The sequence below is a fragment of the Bradyrhizobium liaoningense genome, from assembly GCF_018130825.1.
Taxonomy (GTDB): domain Bacteria; phylum Pseudomonadota; class Alphaproteobacteria; order Rhizobiales; family Xanthobacteraceae; genus Bradyrhizobium; species Bradyrhizobium liaoningense_B.
In genome coordinates, this window is the sequence record NZ_JAFCJS010000003.1 from 453,258 (window position 1) to 469,560 (window position 16,303).

The 16,303-nt window shown below is 64.9% G+C and carries 14 protein-coding genes and 1 pseudogene; 10 read left to right on the top strand and 5 right to left on the bottom strand.

The features are described 5' to 3' along the window. Window positions 1–98: 98 nt before the first annotated feature. A complete protein-coding gene (locus JQ603_RS15530; protein ID WP_212340728.1) occupies window positions 99–1,457 on the bottom strand; it encodes an aromatic ring-hydroxylating dioxygenase subunit alpha in 1,359 nt (452 codons plus the stop codon). A 107-nt stretch (window positions 1,458–1,564) separates the two neighbouring features. Between JQ603_RS15530 and JQ603_RS15535 the strand changes: the two genes are divergently transcribed. The 3 genes from JQ603_RS15535 to JQ603_RS15545 all read left to right on the top strand — a co-directional run bounded on the left by JQ603_RS15535 (window position 1,565) and on the right by JQ603_RS15545 (window position 3,854). Next, complete coding sequence (locus JQ603_RS15535; protein ID WP_212340730.1) at window positions 1,565–2,350, top strand: IclR family transcriptional regulator domain-containing protein; 786 nt, start codon at window positions 1,565–1,567, stop codon at window positions 2,348–2,350. Between the two features lie 102 nt (window positions 2,351–2,452). Next, a complete protein-coding gene (locus JQ603_RS15540; protein ID WP_212340732.1) occupies window positions 2,453–3,406 on the top strand; it encodes an IS481 family transposase in 954 nt (317 codons plus the stop codon). A 115-nt stretch (window positions 3,407–3,521) separates the two neighbouring features. Beyond that, window positions 3,522–3,854: a PRC-barrel domain-containing protein gene (locus tag JQ603_RS15545; protein ID WP_212340734.1), complete on the top strand. Its 333-nt coding sequence runs from the start codon at window positions 3,522–3,524 to the stop codon at window positions 3,852–3,854. Window positions 3,855–3,890: 36 nt separating this feature from the next. Here JQ603_RS15545 and JQ603_RS15550 read toward each other — a convergent pair whose 3' ends face one another. Together JQ603_RS15550 and JQ603_RS15555 are read right to left on the bottom strand one after the other, a co-directional pair. Then, window positions 3,891–4,286 (bottom strand): group II truncated hemoglobin, encoded by a 396-nt coding sequence (locus JQ603_RS15550; protein ID WP_212340736.1) that lies wholly within the window; start codon window positions 4,284–4,286, stop codon window positions 3,891–3,893. Window positions 4,287–4,528: 242 nt separating this feature from the next. After that, window positions 4,529–5,437: a helix-turn-helix transcriptional regulator gene (locus JQ603_RS15555; RefSeq protein ID WP_018644502.1), complete on the bottom strand. Its 909-nt coding sequence runs from the start codon at window positions 5,435–5,437 to the stop codon at window positions 4,529–4,531. A 135-nt stretch (window positions 5,438–5,572) separates the two neighbouring features. Between JQ603_RS15555 and JQ603_RS15560 the strand changes: the two genes are divergently transcribed. From JQ603_RS15560 to boxB, 5 genes are all read left to right on the top strand, one after another. After that, a complete protein-coding gene (locus JQ603_RS15560; protein ID WP_212340738.1) occupies window positions 5,573–7,114 on the top strand; it encodes a benzoate-CoA ligase family protein in 1,542 nt (513 codons plus the stop codon). A 246-nt stretch (window positions 7,115–7,360) separates the two neighbouring features. After that, the gene (locus JQ603_RS15565; RefSeq protein WP_212340740.1) at window positions 7,361–8,179 is read left to right on the top strand and encodes an alpha/beta fold hydrolase; all 819 of its coding nucleotides are present in this window, start codon (window positions 7,361–7,363) and stop codon (window positions 8,177–8,179) included. Window positions 8,180–8,197: 18 nt separating this feature from the next. Next, the gene (locus tag JQ603_RS15570; RefSeq protein ID WP_212340742.1) at window positions 8,198–8,722 is read left to right on the top strand and encodes a DUF309 domain-containing protein; all 525 of its coding nucleotides are present in this window, start codon (window positions 8,198–8,200) and stop codon (window positions 8,720–8,722) included. A gap of 121 nt (window positions 8,723–8,843) precedes the next feature. Next, window positions 8,844–10,532: a 2,3-epoxybenzoyl-CoA dihydrolase gene (gene boxC / locus JQ603_RS15575; RefSeq protein ID WP_212340744.1), complete on the top strand. Its 1,689-nt coding sequence runs from the start codon at window positions 8,844–8,846 to the stop codon at window positions 10,530–10,532. Between the two features lie 149 nt (window positions 10,533–10,681). After that, the gene (gene boxB, locus JQ603_RS15580) at window positions 10,682–12,133 is read left to right on the top strand and encodes a benzoyl-CoA 2,3-epoxidase subunit BoxB (RefSeq protein WP_028172728.1); all 1,452 of its coding nucleotides are present in this window, start codon (window positions 10,682–10,684) and stop codon (window positions 12,131–12,133) included. Between the two features lie 165 nt (window positions 12,134–12,298). Here the strand turns inward: boxB and JQ603_RS15585 are convergent. Continuing rightward, window positions 12,299–13,097 (bottom strand): annotated as a pseudogene (locus JQ603_RS15585) (SDR family oxidoreductase). Between the two features lie 252 nt (window positions 13,098–13,349). Continuing rightward, window positions 13,350–14,408 (bottom strand): polysaccharide deacetylase family protein, encoded by a 1,059-nt coding sequence (locus JQ603_RS15590; RefSeq protein WP_212340746.1) that lies wholly within the window; start codon window positions 14,406–14,408, stop codon window positions 13,350–13,352. 167 nt (window positions 14,409–14,575) lie between these two features. Between JQ603_RS15590 and JQ603_RS15595 the strand changes: the two genes are divergently transcribed. After that, window positions 14,576–15,970 carry an OmpA family protein gene (locus JQ603_RS15595; RefSeq protein WP_212340748.1) on the top strand — a complete coding sequence of 465 codons (1,395 nt, stop codon included), beginning with the start codon at window positions 14,576–14,578 and terminating at the stop codon, window positions 15,968–15,970. A gap of 2 nt (window positions 15,971–15,972) precedes the next feature. Beyond that, window positions 15,973–16,275: a hypothetical protein gene (locus tag JQ603_RS15600; protein ID WP_212340750.1), complete on the top strand. Its 303-nt coding sequence runs from the start codon at window positions 15,973–15,975 to the stop codon at window positions 16,273–16,275. Window positions 16,276–16,303: the final 28 nt, after the last annotated feature.

A 16,303-nucleotide genomic window follows, 5' to 3' on the forward strand; every position in this document is an offset into this window, starting at 1 on the left:
AAAGCGAAGCGTGCCCACCAAATCCATCGCCCGCACGGAAACATGGTGGGCACGGCGCTTTGCGCCTTTGCCCACCCTACGGGGTCCGCGCACGCACGTCACTCCGCCGCCGTCAGCCGGTGCACGTTGTCGGCGATCTCCTTCGGCACCGGTGCGGTCCACGGCGCGCCGCGGCGGCGCTTGACGTCGACCTCCATCCAGTAGGTCTCCCAGCCGCGCGTCGGCCCGATGCCGTCCATGGTCGCCGGCCCCTGGATGCTGCGCGCATTGGCCTCGTCCAGGAACAGCATCGGCTTCTCGCCGCCCTGGACCTTCTCGATCTCCTGCCGCAGCAGCCGGCGGTACTGCACGATCGCCTTGTCGCTTTGTCCGAGATGCTCCTTGGTGCGGTCCTGGATCGCGCCCATCGATTCCACCGCCCACTGGTCGTGGACGTTGATGTCGTTGCCCATGCCGGTATAGGTCGCGGTCTGCTGCTCGTGCGGATCGAAACCGTAATCGTTGCTGCGGTTCTTGCGCGACTTGTAGTCTGGCAGCTCATAGAGCTCGAGCCGCTGATCGCGCATCTTCTGCTTGTCGACCGGGTTGGTGTAGCTGGTGAAGATCGCGTACCAGTAGCAGTTCTCGTCGTCGACCGGCACGTGCCATTGCGTGATCGTCATCTCCGTGCTCATGGGGATGACGAAGCCGTGGGGGAACAGCTGGTTGGTGACGCGCACATGCGTCCGCTCCTCGTCGATCTCGCGCAATGCGATCAGTCGCAGGCCATATTCGGTGTGCTCGACATTGATGATCGGGCGATCGTATTCGCGCAGGATCTTCGTCATCGGCAGGTCGCTGCCGGCCGAGGCGCCGCGGAACTGCTTGCCGTAGGCGGTGGAGGTGTCCTCGTCCTCGAAGAAGCGGTGCAGGTAGGAGGCATGCGCGGGATCGATGCCGACCTCCAGCGCCTGCAGCCAGTTGCAGGCCATGTGGCCCTTGAACGCGAAGGTGTGCGTGCCGGGGGCGACGAAGCAGTCGATCTCCGGGAATGCCGGCGGCTCACCCTCGCCGAGATAGGCCCAGAGGATGCCGCTCTTCTCCACCACGGGATAGGAGCGCTGGCGGATGTTCTGGCAGAGCTTTGAGTCCTTCGGCTCGGCCGGCGTCTCGATGCACTGGCCGGTGGCGTCGAACAGCCAGCCGTGGAAGGCACAGCGCAGGCCGCCATGCTCGAGCCGTCCGAACGCAAGGTCGGCGCCGCGATGGGCGCAGTGGCGGTCGATCAGGCCGTAGCGCCCGGTCTCGTCGCGGAACAGCACAAGGTTCTCGCCGAGCAGTTTGACGGGACGGATCGGCCGCGCGCCCTCCAGCTCGTCGACCAGCGCCGCCGGCTGCCAGTAGCTCCGCATCAGTCTGCCGCACGGATCCTTCGGCCCGGTGCGGGTGATCAGGTCGTTCTGCTCCTGGCTCATCATGGCGGTCGCGTCCTTTGTGGCGTTTGTTCGCCTATTGAACGAATGGGCGAATTATGACATGCCTTGGATCGGCAGCAAGCACTATTTTGCAGGATTGTCCCGGCGCCATGCCCAAGCTGAAGCGGAATGACACCGACGAGCGCGCGACGGATTTCGTCGAAGCCCTCGATCGCGGCCTGCGCCTGCTCCAGTGCTTCGGCACCAATGCGGGCCCGATGACGCTGAGCGATCTCGCCCGCGCGGCCGATCTTCCACGCGCGACCGCGCGGCGCATGCTGTTCACGCTCCAGCGTGGTGGCTTCGTCAGTGGTGACGGCAAACTGTTCTCGCTGACGCCGCATGTGCTGACGCTGGCGGCGTCCTATTTGCGATCCAGCCAGCTCGTCACGGTGCTGCAACCGGTGCTCGATCGCGTCGCGACGGCGGCGAATGAGATCTCCTCGCTCGCGGTGCTCGACGGTGACGAGGTCGTGTTCATCGCCCGCAGCAGTCCGGCGCGCATGTTCTCGGGCGGGTTGGAAATCGGCTACCGCCTGCCGGCCTTCTGCACCTCGGTCGGCCGCGCCATGCTCGGCCAGCTCGACGATGCCGATCTCGCCGCGCGCTTGACGGCGATGAAGCGCGAGGCGCTCACGCCGCAGACGGTGACCGACCCGAAGGCGCTGCTCGCGCGCATCGCCGCCGACCGCGCCCAGGGCTATGCGCTGGTCGACCGCGAGGCCGAACCGCATTTCCGCTCGATCTCGGTCCCCGTCCGCCGCTACGACGGCGTGATCGTCGCCGCCATCAACATGGGTGCCCATGTCGATCGCGTGCCGGCGCAGGAACTGATCGACCGCTTCCTGCCACTGTTGCAGGAAGGCGCGGAGGCGGTGCGGTCGCAATTGCTGTAGGTTTGTAGGGTGGGTTAGCTTTGGTGTCTCAGGAGGTTGTCCATCTGGTCTGAACCGAGGAAGCTGAGGTTGCGAAGCTTCAGTGTTCCAAGGAAAGACCAGATGAACGTCCACAAGAATGCGCCTTTGACGCCCAAAGGTCGAGAGGCGATGGTGCGCAGCGTCGTCGAAGGTGGGCTGAGCCAAGCCGACGCGGCCCACCAGTTCAACACGACATCGAAGACCGTTGCCAAATGGGTCAAGCGATTCCGCGCGGAAGGTGTCGAAGGGCTGCGTGATCGCTCCTCAAGGCCTCTTTCATCGCCAAGCCAAACCCCGCCAGCCACGCGCGCCGCCGTCGAGGCGTTGCGCCGGCAGCGCCACACCGGCAAGCAGATCGCAGCCGAGGTCAGGGTGTCACGGGCAACTGTCAGCCGCATCCTTCGCCGCCTAGGATTGAGTCGGATGCGCGACCTGGAGCCCGCCGAGCCGGTGCGCCGGTACGAGCGCGAACAGCCCGGCGAGCTCATCCATATCGACATCAAGAAGCTCGGCAGGTTCGTCAGACCGGGTCACCGCATCACACACGATCGCCAGATGGGTGAAAGCCGGGGCGCCGGCCACGAGTTCGTCCACGTCGCCATCGACGATGCATCGCGCCTGGCCTTCTCCCAGATCCGGCGGGATCAGAAAAAGGAGAGCGCCATCGCCTTCCTCAAGGAGGCCGTCACCTACTACCGCAGCCTCGGCATGAAGGTCACCGGCATCATGACCGACAACGGCTCCTGCTACCGCGCCAAGGCCTTCGCCAGAGCGTGCCGCAAGCTCGGCCTCAAGCACATCTTCACCAGGCCCTACAGACCGCAAACCAACGGCAAGGCCGAACGCTTCATTCAGACAGTCCTGCGCGAATGGGCCTACGCTCGCGCCTACGACACTTCAGATCAGCGCGCCAAAAACCTGCCAATCTGGCTTCATCACTACAACTGGCACAGGCCCCACGGTAGTCTGAAAGCCAAACCACCTATCAGCCGCCTCGGCCTACCGATGGACGATCTCCTGAGATTCCACAGTTAGCCGAAGGCGTAACCCACCACCGTCTGTATCCGCGGAAGCAGAAGAGGTGGGTTACGCTTCGCTAACCCACCCTACTCAGCTATAATGCGCTCCACACAAGACCAGGGAGCACGCCATGCAACACACCATGGTTCCCAGTGACCGCGTGCAGCACGTCGCCGTCTATGGTTCTGACGGCACGAAGCTCGGCACGATCGAACGATTGATGCTCGACAAGGTGAGCGGAACGGTCGCCTACGCGGTGATCAAGACCGGCGGCCTGCTCGGCACTCATCACCACTATCCGGTGCAGTGGAGTGCGCTGAAATATGATCCGGCCCGCCAGGCCTTCCAGGTCGAGCTGACGCCGGAGCAATTGAGCAGCGGCCCCTGCGAGTTCGATGGCGAGGAGTTCGATTGGGGCGACCGCTCGCGGCCCTACCAGCATCCGAATTACTGGTCGATCTAGCTGTGTCGGAAGCGGGCTACGCCCCGGCGAGCAGCCTCACGTCCGGTTGCGCATCCAGTCGGCGAGGCCTGATATCGCCTTGTCGAGATCCTGCCGCGCGGTGCCATCTGTCACCGTCTCCTCCATCGCGCCGCGCATGCAGAGCATCCACGCATCGCGCTCGGCGTCGCCGATGGCGAAGCCGAAATGGCGCTGGCGCAGCCGCGGATGGCCCTTCTCGGGGGTATAGAGTTTTGGGCCGCCGGTCCATTCGGTGAGATAGCGCTTCAGCACGTCCCTGATCAGGCCGAGATCGGCCGCATGCATGGCACGGATCACTTGCGCCTCCGGCAGCGTGTCCATGCGCTGGTAGAAGCGGTCGACCAGACGATCGATCGTGGCACGGCCGCCGATCCGCTCGAACATGGAGATTGCGACGTCGCTATCGGTCATCATCTATCCCAAGGCTTGCTATTGGGCGTTGATATAGTGTTGCCGGAGGTCGCGCAAAACCCCTCGCTGTCGTCCCGGACAAGCGCGCCCTAAGCGCGCGCAGATCCGGGACCCATAACCACAGGGAGACGTTTTGCGAAGGCTAGTCGTTCGGGATTGGCAGCGCGCACAATCGATGGATCACGCGGTATGGGTCCCGGCGTACGCCGGGACGACAGCAGAATATGCCGCGAGAGATTGCCTTACAGCGCCACGCTGCGCAGCCCGAAGCTGCGGGCTTCGTTCTGCAGCACCGGCCGCACCGCATCGATCAGCCGCGCGGCCGCCGCGTCGACCGACAGTCCCGCCGTATCCACCACCGCCGTCGCGCGCGAATACAACGGCTCGCGGCTGAGCAGGATGTTGCGCAACTCCGTCATCGCCGAGCGATCATCGGCCATCGGGCGCAAATCGCCCTGGCGGCGCACGCGCGCCATGTGCTCTTCCGGCTCGGCCTTCAGCCAGATCGTGTAGAACGACGACAGGATCTGGTCGAAGGTCAGGGGCTCGGAGACGATGCCGCCGCCGGTCGCCAGCACCATCAGCTCGTTGCGCGCGAGCAGCTGTTGCAGCGCCGCCTGCTCCATGCGGCGAAAGCCTTCCTGGCCGTAGAGCGCAATGATCTCGGCGACCGAGAGCCCGTTCTGCTGCTCGACCTCCTTGTTGAGCTCGACGAAGCTCCAGCCGATCTTCTTCGCCAGCATCCGCCCAAGCGTCGACTTGCCGGCGCCGCGCAGGCCGATCAGCGCAATGCCGCAGAACGGCGCACGTCGCGGCGCGGACGCGCTGCCGCCGGTGAGCAGATCTTTTGCTTGTGCGATCTGCGCGGGCGTGGCCTTGCGCAAGAGGTCGCGAAACATCTGCCAGTCCGGCGTCGGATCGGTTGAGGGAAGCAGGTCTTCGAGATGCGCGCCCATCGCGCCGGAGACGCGGCGCAGCAGCACGATGGAGACGTTGCCCTTGCCGCTCTCGAGCTGCGCGATGTAGCGCTCCGAAATCCCTGACACCTTGGCGAGCACTTTTCGCGACATGCCGCGCAGCGCGCGCATGGTGCGCACACGCTGGCCGAGCTGTTCGAGGAAGCGGGATTCGGCGTCGGGACTGTCGGTCATGAGCCTTCTTTAGCGGATGCCTTCTTTGAAGGTCCTGCGGCGCGTTTTAATGAAACATAGTGCCTGCTGGCATTGACAGCAAGCCGCCGGAGTGTCTTTCTATGAATTATAATTCTAAATTCGGGAGAGATGTCCGTGAGCGAGGGATCCTATAACGCGGTGACCTGGCTGCTCGACCGTAACGTCGAGGAGGGCAGGGGAGGCAAGCTCGTCTTCGACGACACCGTCTCGCGGCTCACCTATGGCGAGCTCCAGCAACAGACCCGGCGCGCCGCCAACATGCTGCGCCGGCTCGGCGTCCGCCGCGAGGAACGCGTGGCGATGATCATGCTTGATACGGTCGACTTCCCGATCGTGTTTTTGGGCGCGATCCGCGCCGGCATCGTGCCGGTGCCGCTCAACACGCTGCTGACCGCGGACCAGTACGCCTACATCCTCGCCGACTGCCGCGCGCGCGTGCTGTTCGTGTCCGAAGCGCTCTACCCCGTCATCAAGGACGTGGTCGGCCGCATGCCGGATCTCGAGCATGTCGTCGTGTCCGGCGCCAAGCAGAATGGTCACAAGCAACTCGCTGAAGAGATCGCGGGCGAAAGCGATCAATTCACCACCGCCGCGACGCATCCCGATGAGCCCGCGTTCTGGCTCTACTCGTCGGGGTCGACCGGCATGCCCAAGGGCGTGCGCCATCTGCATTCGAATCTGCAGGCCACCGCGGACACCTACGCCAAGCAGGTGCTCGGCATCCGCGAGAGCGACGTCTGCCTGTCCGCGGCAAAATTGTTCTTCGCCTACGGTCTCGGCAACGCCCTGACCTTCCCGATGTCGGTCGGCGCCACCGTGATCCTGAACAGCGAGCGGCCGACGCCGGCGCGCATGTTCGACCTGATGAACCGCTACAACCCGTCGATCTTCTACGGCGTGCCGACATTGTTCGCGGCCATGCTCAACGACGAGACGATGAAGTCCGAACGCGGTGGCAAGGCCTTGCGCATCTGCACCTCCGCCGGCGAGGCGCTGCCGGAATCCGTCGGCAACAGCTGGAAATCGCGGTTTGGCGTCGACATTCTCGACGGCGTCGGCTCGACCGAGTTGCTGCACATCTTCCTGTCGAATGCGCCCGGCGACATCAAATACGGCTCGTCCGGCAAGCCGGTGCCGGGCTATGCGGTGCGGCTCGTCAACGAGGCCGGGCAGGACGTCGCCGACGGCGAGGTTGGCGAGCTCCTGGTCGATGCGCCGTCCGCCGGCGAAGGCTACTGGAATCAGCGCCACAAGAGCCGCCGCACCTTCGAGGGACCGTGGACCCGCACCGGTGACAAATACATCCGCGATGCGGACGGCCGCTACACCTTCTGCGGCCGCGCCGACGACATGTTCAAGGTCTCCGGCATCTGGGTCTCGCCCTTCGAGGTCGAGAGCGCGCTGATCACGCACCCTGCCGTGCTGGAAGCCGCCGTCGTGCCCGAGGCCGATCCGGAAGGGCTCTTGAAACCGAAGGCCTTCGTCGTGCTGCGCCCCGGCGTCAAGACGACGGAGCTGCAGGAGATGCTGAAGGAGCACGTCAAGCAGAAGATCGGCCCGTGGAAATATCCGCGCTGGATCGACGTGGTGGAATCCTTGCCGAAGACGGCAACGGGCAAGATCCAGCGGTTCAAGTTGCGGGAAGGCGCGAATTGAGTGTGACCGTGCGGCGTATGACTCACGCTATGGCGGCAACCTCCACTGCGCTCCCTCCCCCCTTGCGGGGGAGGGCGGGGGAGAGGGGTAGCCCAGCAAACGGTATTCGTCGTCGCGTGCGCTACGTTCTTCGTCACACCGCGAGTCCCCGTGTGGCACCCCTCTCCCTAGCCCTCCCCCGCAAGGGGGGAGGGAACGACTGAGACCGCGGAAGCATCTTGTCGGATCGCTGAAAGAAGAATGCACATGACCAACCTCACCCCCACCGGCTTCCTCAGCATCGGCAGTGCCAGCCTCGAATACAAATGGCTGGCGCCGCAATCAGCCGACGCGCCGACCATCGTCATGCTGCACGAAGGCCTCGGCTCCGTCGGCCTCTGGGGTGATTTCCCCGAGAAGCTGCAACAGGCCACCGGCGCCGGCATCTTCGTTTACTCGCGCGCGGGTTACGGCCAGTCGAGCCCGGCCACGCTGCCGCGGCCGCTCGATTACATGCAGCGCGAGGCGCTGGATGTGCTGCCGAAGCTCCTCGACGCGATCGGCTTCAAGCGCGGCCTGCTGCTCGGCCATTCCGACGGCGCCTCGATTGCCACGATCTATGCCGGTGCGCATCAGGATCATCGTCTGAGCGGCCTCGTGCTGATCGCGCCGCATTTCATCGTCGAGGACATCTCAGTCAAATCCATCGCTGCGATCAAGACGGCTTACGAGACGACCGACCTGAAGCCAAAACTCGCGCGCTGGCACAAGGACGTCGACAACGCCTTCCATGGCTGGAACGGCGCCTGGCTCGACCCGAAATTCCGCGACTGGGACATCTCGGAATATCTCGCCTACATCCGCGTTCCCGTCATGGTCTTGCAAGGCGTCGACGATCAATATGGGACATTGCGCCAGGTCGAAATCGCGCAGGAAGAGTGCTATTGTCCGGTCGATTTTAAAGTCATTTCAGACGCGGGCCATTCCCCGCATCGTGAAGCGCCGGGGGCGACGCTTGACGCGATTGAGCAGTTTGCAACAGCGGCCCTGCGCGACGATCAGGGACCTCAGGGACGCGCCGCATGAACCTGCGGAGGCACATCTGTGAATGTGCCTTCACATGCGACCGGTCCGCTGCCGTGGCCGCGATGGGCCTATGTGCCGGGCGAGACCGGCGGGGTCGACGCCGATTACGAGACGCTCGATAGGGCGAAGGCGCTGGTGCCCTCGGCCTTCCGCGGCTATGTGCCGGCACGGCATCCGGCGCTGCGCTACGGGCTCACGCTCAACGACCGCGGCTATTTCTGGGAATCGCAGGAGGTGCTGGAGGCCGTGTGGGCCGCGGCGCCGCAAGGCGGCCGCGAGCGCATCCTGCTGCGCGCCTGCATCCATGTAGCCAATGCGAATCTGCGGCTGCGGATGCAGAGGCTGCATTCGGCCGCGCGCCTGTTCGGCGACGCGCAGGCCGAGCTTCGGGCGCTGAGCGCGCGCAAGGCGGCGGCCGGCGGCGACGGCTTTGTCGAGAGCTTTCCGATTCCCGCACTGACCGCGCTGCTCCAGGCCAAGCTCGGCCGTCCCCAGCTCTCCAAGGCCGACTGGATTGCGCTTGGCGCTATCGTGCGGTCCTAGGCCATCTGCATGAAGCAAAGTGCATGCGTGAGCGGTTAAGGGCTAGACGCCTTCCAAAAGATGCACTATTGTGCATCTAAAGGTATACGCCAGAACGCATAATCAAGCTCAAGGGTGGCCCATGGCCGGGGAAGATCGGCGCCTCGCAGGCGGCGCGACATTCATCGATTTCCAGACCGAACCGTCCCGCTACAAGCACTGGAAGCTCGCGGTCGATGGCGACGTCGCGACGCTGACCATGGACGTCGACGAGAATGGCGGCCTGTTCGAGGGCTACCTGCTCAAGCTCAATTCCTACGATCTCGGCGTCGATATCGAGCTTGCGGATGCGATCCAGCGCCTGCGCTTCGAGCATCCCGAGGTGAAGGTCGTGGTGATGCGCTCCGCCAAGAACCGCGTGTTCTGCGCCGGCGCCAACATCCGCATGCTCGCGGGCTCGACCCATGCCCACAAGGTGAACTTCTGCAAGTTCACCAACGAGACCCGCAACGGCATGGAGGATTCGTCCGAGAATTCCGGCCAGCGCTTCATCACCGTGGTGAACGGCTCGGCGGCCGGCGGCGGCTATGAGCTCGCGCTCGCCACCGACCACATCATCCTGGCCGATGACGGTGCGTCGTCTGTCGCTCTGCCCGAAGTGCCGCTGCTCGCGGTGCTGCCGGGCACCGGCGGCCTCACCCGCGTCGTCGACAAGCGCAAGGTGCGCCGCGACCACGCCGACTTCTTCTGCACCATCGAGGAAGGCGTGAAGGGCAAGCGCGCCGTGCAATGGCGCCTCGTCGACGAGATCGCGCCGAACTCGAAGCTCGAAGGCAAGATCGCCGAGCGCACCAAGGAGTTCGCGGCCGCATCGAAGCGCAAGGGCAGCGGCAAGGGCATTGCGCTGTCCCCGCTCAAGCGCATCATCGGCGAGACCGGTATCCAATACGGCTTCGTCAGCGTCGATATCGACCGCGCCGCGCGCATTGCGACCATCTCGATCAAGGCCCCCGAGGCCGCGTCGCCCGCCGATATCGACGGCATGATGGCGCAGGGCGCCTCGTTCTGGCCGCTGCAGGTCGCGCGCGAGCTCGACGATGCCATCCTTCACTTGCGCATCAACGAGCTCGAGATCGCCATGCTCGTCTTCAAGAGCCATGGCGACCGCGCCCATGTGCTCGCGCACGACGCGTTCCTCGAAGCCAACAAGGCGCACTGGCTGGTCAACGAGATCAGGCATTACTGGAAGCGCGTGCTCAAACGCATCGACGTCACCTCGCGCACGCTGGTGACGCTGGTCGAGCCCGGCTCCTGCTTTGCCGGCACGCTGGCCGAGCTCGTGTTCGCCGCCGATCGCTCCTACATGCTGATCGGGACGCGCCAGGGCGACAACCGCCCGCCGCCGTCGATCGAGCTCTCAGCGATGAATTTCGGCCCGTACCCGATGAGCCACGGGCTGACGCGTCTGGAATCGCGCTTCCAGGCCGATCCGTCCGACGTCGAGCGCGCGGAAGCAACGCTCGGCACCGCCCTCGACGCCGAGCAGGCGGAAGAGCTCGGCCTCGTCACCTTCGCGCTCGACGACATCGACTGGGACGACGAGGTTCGCGTGTTCCTCGAGGAGCGCGCCAGCTTCTCGCCCGACAGCCTCACCGGCATGGAAGCGAGCCTGCGCTTCGTCGGCCCGGAGACGATGGAATCAAAGATCTTCGCGCGCCTCACCGCCTGGCAGAACTGGATCTTCCAGCGCCCCAACGCCGTCGGCGAGGAAGGCGCGCTGCGCCGCTACGGTAGCGGCCAGAAGCCGAAATTCGATATGACGCGGGTGTAACGACTTTCGTGTCCCGGGCGCGGCGCAGCGCGAAGCGGTGCGACGCAGAACCGGGACCCACACAGACCGAGCAACAGGTCCCGGCTCAGCAGTGCAGCACTTCGCGCCGCACTGCATCCGGGACACGAGACCGATCAAGGAGCACGGCCATGAACATGAACATCATGAACGTCGACTACTCGACCAAAATTCCCAACAACGTGAATCTCGCCGAAGACCGCCAGGTGCTCAAGGCGCTGGAAGGCTGGCATCCCGGCTACATGGACTGGTGGAGCGACATGGGGCCGGAAGGCTTCCAGGAGTCGCTGGTTTACCTGCGCACCGCTTACTCCGTCGATCCGCGCGGCTGGGCCAAGTTCGACTATGTCCGCATGCCCGAATATCGCTGGGGCATTCTCCTTGCGCCCCAGGAAGAAAATCGCGTCGTGCCGTTTGGCGAGCATTACGGCGAGCCGGCCTGGCAGGAAGTGCCGGGCGAGCATCGCGCCATGCTGCGTCGCCTGATCGTGATCCAGGGCGACACCGAGCCCGCCTCGGTCGAGCAGCAGCGCCATCTCGGCAAGACCGCGCCCTCGCTCTACGACATGCGCAACCTGTTCCAGGTCAATGTCGAGGAAGGCCGCCATCTCTGGGCGATGGTCTATCTGCTGCAGAAGTATTTCGGCCGCGACGGACGTGAGGAAGCCGATGATCTGCTGCGCCGCCGCTCGGGCGATGCCGACGCACCGCGCATGTTGGGCGCCTTCAACGAAGCGACGCCGGACTGGCTGTCCTTCTTCATGTTCACCTATTTCACCGACCGCGACGGCAAGATGCAGCTGCACTCGCTGGCGCAGTCGGGCTTCGATCCGCTGTCGCGCACCTGTCGCTTCATGCTCACGGAAGAAGCGCACCACATGTTCGTCGGCGAGACCGGCATCACCCGCGTCGTGCAGCGCACCTGTGACGCCATGCGCGAAGCCGGCATCACGGATCCGACCGATATCGCCAAGGTCCGTGCGCTCGGCGTCATCGATCTGCCGACCATCCAGAAGAAGCTGAACCTGCACTACACGCTGTCTCTTGATCTCTTTGGCTCGGAAGTCTCGACCAACGCGGCCAATGCCTTCAACGCCGGCATCAAGGGGCGCTATCACGAGACCCAGATCGAGGACGACCACCAGCTCAAGAACGCCACCTATCCGGTGCTCAAGTTCATCAATGGTGAGATCAAGCTGGTCGACGAGCCGGCGCTGACCGCGCTCAACATGCGCCTGCGTGACGATTACAGCCAGGATTGCGTCAAGGGTATGCTGCGCTGGAACAAGGTGATCTCGACCGCCGGCTACGACTTCAAGCTGACGCTGCCCAACGTCGCCTTCCACCGCCACATCGGCGAGTTCAAGGACGTGCACGCGACGCCCGACGGCATCCTGATCGACGATGCCACCTGGGCGAAGCGCAAGGACGAATGGCTGCCCTCGACCGCGGATGGCGACTTCATCACCTCGTTGATGCAGCCCGTCACCGAGACCGGCAAGTTCGCCTCCTGGATCTCGCCGCCGAAAGTCGGCATCGACAACAAGCCGGGCGATTTCGAGTACGTGAAGATCGAGTCGTAACGGCTGCTAGCGAAGCGCAATGGCCGCGCCACACACTCACTGTCATCGCCCGGCTTGACCGGGCGATCCAGTATTCCAGAGACGGTCGTGATAGAGTCGAGAGGCCGCGGCGTACTGGATGCCCCGGTCAAGCCGGGGCATGACAGCGGAGTTTGAAACGGCGGCCTACCCCGCAATCTCCAGCCCGGCATTCGCGTACACCACGCCGCCGTCGACGGCGATGGTGTTGCCGACTACGTAATCGCCCGCGCGCGAGGCGAGATAGATCGCCACACCCGCCATGTCCTCGTCGGTTCCGATCCGCCGTGCCGGAATGCGCTTTGCGACCTCGTCCGCGTGGTCGCGCGCGGCGCGATTCATGTCGGACTTGAACGCGCCCGGCGCGATCGCGGTGACGTTGATGTTGTCCTTGACCAGCTTCGTCGCCATGCGCCGTGTCAGATGGATCACCGCGGCCTTGCTGGCGGCGTAGGAGTAGGTCTCGCTCGGATTGACGAAGATGCCGTCGACCGAGGCGATGTTGATGACCTTCGCCGGCCGCTCCGTGCTGGCTGCCGCGCGCAGCGGCTTCGCCAGCGCCTTGGTCAGGAAGAACAGCGACTTGACGTTGAGGTCCATCACCTTGTCCCAGCCGCTCTCGGGGAATTCGTCGAACTCGGCGCCCCAGGCGGCGCCCGCATTGTTGACGAGGATGTCGAGCTTCGGCTCCAGCCTGATGATTTCGCCGGCGCCTGTTGCAGCCTTCGACGGTGGAGATGTCGATCGGCAGCGCGATGCACTCGCCGTCATATTGCGCGGTGAGCTCTTGCGCGGTCGCCTCGCACGGTCCGGCCTTGCGTGCGGTGATGTAGACCTTCGCAGCTCCAGCGCTGAGGTATCCCGCCGCGATCATCTTGCCGATGCCGCGCGAGCCGCCGGTCACGAGTGCGATGCGGCCTTTGAGCGAGAACAGATCGTTGAACATGGTACCTCCCTTGGTTGACGCCCGTTGTGGGCGGGGCGGGCAGGGGAGTCAAGGAAGGGGCAGGAATCGGATGCGAGTGTATCGCGACGGCGGTCCAACTAACTCGGTGTCTTCCCGGCGAAGGCCGGGACCCATACCGCGTGATCTTTCGATTGCGATCGGTATTAATCCCGAACGACCAGCCTTCGCCAAACAGCTCCCTGTGGTTATGGGTCCCGGCGTTCGCCGGGACGACAGCGGAGATTGGAGGGACTACGCCGCCGCAATCCGGCGAAAGCCGTTCCACATCGCCGTTGCCGCGCCCGAGGTCAGCACCGGCAAAATCCGCGTGTCCTGGTAGTTGCCGTTGAGCGAGACGCGCGGCAGTGCGGTCATGTGGCCGGCATTCTCGGCGAACAGCATGCCGGGCCGCGTCGTCACCGCGGTCTTGAAGCCGGCGGAGGCGGCCAGGTTGAATTCGCGTTCGCCCGCGGCATCGCGGTCGCCATAGGGATAGGCGAAATGCAGCACGGGACGATCCAGCGCCTGCTCGATCCGCGTGCGGCTCACCGCCATCTCTTGCGCGGCGATCTCTTCCGCCTGCTTGGCGAGATTGCAATGGCTGATGGTGTGGGCGCCGATCGTGACCAGCGGATCGGCGGCGAACGCCTTCATCTCGTCCCAGGACAAGCAGAGGTCGCGGCACAGCGCTTCCATGTCGACGCCATGGCGGGTGCAGAGCGCTGCGATCTCGCGCGCCAGATCATGCTCGCCGGGCAGCGCGCGCAGCCAGTCGTGCAGGCGGTCGAACGCCGCCTGCTTCGCGGCCGGCGTCGTCGCATCCAGCCGCAGTGCGGAATTCCCGATTGTGACCTCGATCTGCTCGGCCCTGGCGATCGCGGCCTCCAGCGCGGTCCACCACAGCCGTCCGGTGCCTTCCGCAAAATCGCTGGCGACATAGACCGCCAAAGGCGCGTCAAATTCGCGCAGCACCGGCAGTGCATAGTCCAGATTGTCGCGATAGCCGTCGTCCAGCGTGAAGGCGGCGAAGCGGCGGTCGAACCGGCCCTGCGCCAACCGCTCATGCAGCTCGTCCATGCTGACGATGTCGATGTCGCGCGTGCGCAGATGGCTCAGCGTCGCACGGAGGAATTCAGGGGTGACTTCGAGGTGCCGGTTCGGCTGGAACGCATCCTCGCGGGCCGGCCGCACGTGATGCAGCATGAAAATGGCGCCGACGCCCGAGAGCAGCGGACGCAGCAAATGGTGCGCGCCACTGAAGTAGAGCGCCCCCAGCCCGGCGCGGATGACGTTGTTGCGCAGTTGTTTCATTGCAGGCTGGCGGACCCCCGGGCATTCCGCCCGCAACTCTAAGGAAGGACCCTTGAAGAAAAAGTTATTCCAATTGTCCACGCAGGGCCCTCGGAAGGGCATGATTTCCGGTTTGACAGCCCGCCAAGGGTTTGTTTTGTCTCCGGTTCCAGAGTTCGGGTCGTCGAATGCAGAAGCTTTTCAGGTGGGCCAGCAAATGGTGGCCGGGGTTGATTCCCCTGGCCGTCATGTGGGGATTTGCGGCCTGGAATAATACCTTGCCGGTCGAGGCGGATTTGTCCGCCCGCAGCTCGGCGGCGTTGAAGGATACCGTTCTGGACAAGACCCGGATCGCGGTGGACGGCCGCGACGTCAGTCTGGCCGCAGACGCCTTTTCCGAGGAGGGGCGTCGCGACGCGGTGATGGCGGTCGAGCTGGTCCCGGGCGTGCGCCTGGTTGACGACCGCACCCGCCTCGTTCCCGAGGCAAAACCCTTCGTCTGGAATGCCGAGCGCGACGTGGTGCGGGTGACGCTGTCGGGTTCCGCCCCTCTGCCGTCGATCAAGGCCCGCCTGACCGAGGCGGCGCGCAAGGAGGTCGGCGGCGTCGAGGTGGCCGATCAGATGGGTCTTGCGCGCGGCGCGCCGCCGCGCTTCGAGGCTGCCGCGACGCTGCTGCTCGACCAGATAGGCAAGCTCAAGGACGGCAAGATCACGATATCAGACACCAAGGTCAACCTGTCGGGCATGGCGCGTGAGCTCGGCGGTCGCGAAGCGATCGCGGCCGCGCTGAAGAATTTGCCCGAGGGCTTCTCGATCGCCGCCAACGAGATCAAGGCGCCGCCCTACATCTTCCAGGCCTACAAGGATCCGGTCGCCGCGACCGTGACGCTGACCGGCTACGTCCCCGACAACAATGTCCACGCGGCGATCGGCACCAGCGCGTCGCGCAAGTTCTTTGGCGAAAAGGTCGTCGACAATCTCAAGGCCAGCATCGGCGCGCCCGCCTCGTTCAATCCCGCCGTGGTCGCAGCGCTCGGGGCACTGTCGCGGCTGTCGACCGGCACGCTCGTGGTCTCCGACCGCGAGGTGAAGCTGTCGGGCGATGCGCTCTATGAAGGCGCCGCCAACGACATCCGCGCCGGCCTCGGCAAGGATTTCCCGAAGACCTGGCAGTACAAGCCGGAGATCACGGTGAAGCCGGCGGCGGGCCCGGTGGACGGCACGGTCTGCCAGCAATTGTTCTCCGAGCTTCTGGGCAAGGGCAAGATCCGCTTCGCGGCCAAGCGCGCCGACATCGATCCGGATTCCGCCGGCATCCTCGACCATCTGATCGAGACGGCGCTACGCTGCCCCAACGCCAATATCGAGGTCGCGGGCCACACCGATGCCGACGGCGAGGATTCGTTCAACCAGGCGCTCTCCGAGAAGCGGGCGCAGGCGGTGATCGACTATCTGGTCAAGGCCGGCCTGCCCGCCAGCCGCTTCAGCGCGGTCGGCTATGGTGCAACGCAGCCCGTTGCCGGTAACGACACCGACGACGGCAAGGCCCAGAACCGTCGCATCGAATTTCTGGTGAGGTGACGATGCCCTATCTCGTCTCGTTCCATATGGGCTGGCTGATCGGCTCGGTGCTGCTGGGCTTCTGCATGGGCTGGATTTCGGTGGTCCAGCGCGGCAACGGCACCTCGAAGGTCACCGCGCGCTGGCTCGCCTTGCTCGCCGCGGGCCTGGTCGCGGCCTCATTCGCGCATGTGGTCCCCGGCCGCTTCGGCTATTGGCTCGACCTCGGCCTGATCATGTTCGCCTGCTACCTGGTCGGCTGCACCATCGGTGCCTGGCTGCGCGACCGGGTGGTCGCGCGCACCGCGCCGCCCGCCGCTCTGTGATGTTGCTATGCACCCTGACCATTGCGTC

Coding starts and splice junctions, on each gene's coding strand:
- JQ603_RS15535 (WP_212340730.1), top strand. CDS start 1,565: ATGCCCAAGCTGAAGCGGAATGACACCGACGAGCGCGCGACGGATTTC.
- JQ603_RS15590 (WP_212340746.1), bottom strand. CDS start 14,408: ATGAAACAACTGCGCAACAACGTCATCCGCGCCGGGCTGGGGGCGCTC.
- boxB (WP_028172728.1), top strand. CDS start 10,682: ATGAACATGAACATCATGAACGTCGACTACTCGACCAAAATTCCCAAC.
- JQ603_RS15540 (WP_212340732.1), top strand. CDS start 2,453: ATGAACGTCCACAAGAATGCGCCTTTGACGCCCAAAGGTCGAGAGGCG.
- JQ603_RS15600 (WP_212340750.1), top strand. CDS start 15,973: ATGCCCTATCTCGTCTCGTTCCATATGGGCTGGCTGATCGGCTCGGTG.
- JQ603_RS15565 (WP_212340740.1), top strand. CDS start 7,361: ATGACCAACCTCACCCCCACCGGCTTCCTCAGCATCGGCAGTGCCAGC.
- JQ603_RS15550 (WP_212340736.1), bottom strand. CDS start 4,286: ATGACCGATAGCGACGTCGCAATCTCCATGTTCGAGCGGATCGGCGGC.
- boxC (WP_212340744.1), top strand. CDS start 8,844: ATGGCCGGGGAAGATCGGCGCCTCGCAGGCGGCGCGACATTCATCGAT.
- JQ603_RS15530 (WP_212340728.1), bottom strand. CDS start 1,457: ATGATGAGCCAGGAGCAGAACGACCTGATCACCCGCACCGGGCCGAAG.
- JQ603_RS15595 (WP_212340748.1), top strand. CDS start 14,576: ATGCAGAAGCTTTTCAGGTGGGCCAGCAAATGGTGGCCGGGGTTGATT.
- JQ603_RS15555 (WP_018644502.1), bottom strand. CDS start 5,437: ATGACCGACAGTCCCGACGCCGAATCCCGCTTCCTCGAACAGCTCGGC.
- JQ603_RS15545 (WP_212340734.1), top strand. CDS start 3,522: ATGCAACACACCATGGTTCCCAGTGACCGCGTGCAGCACGTCGCCGTC.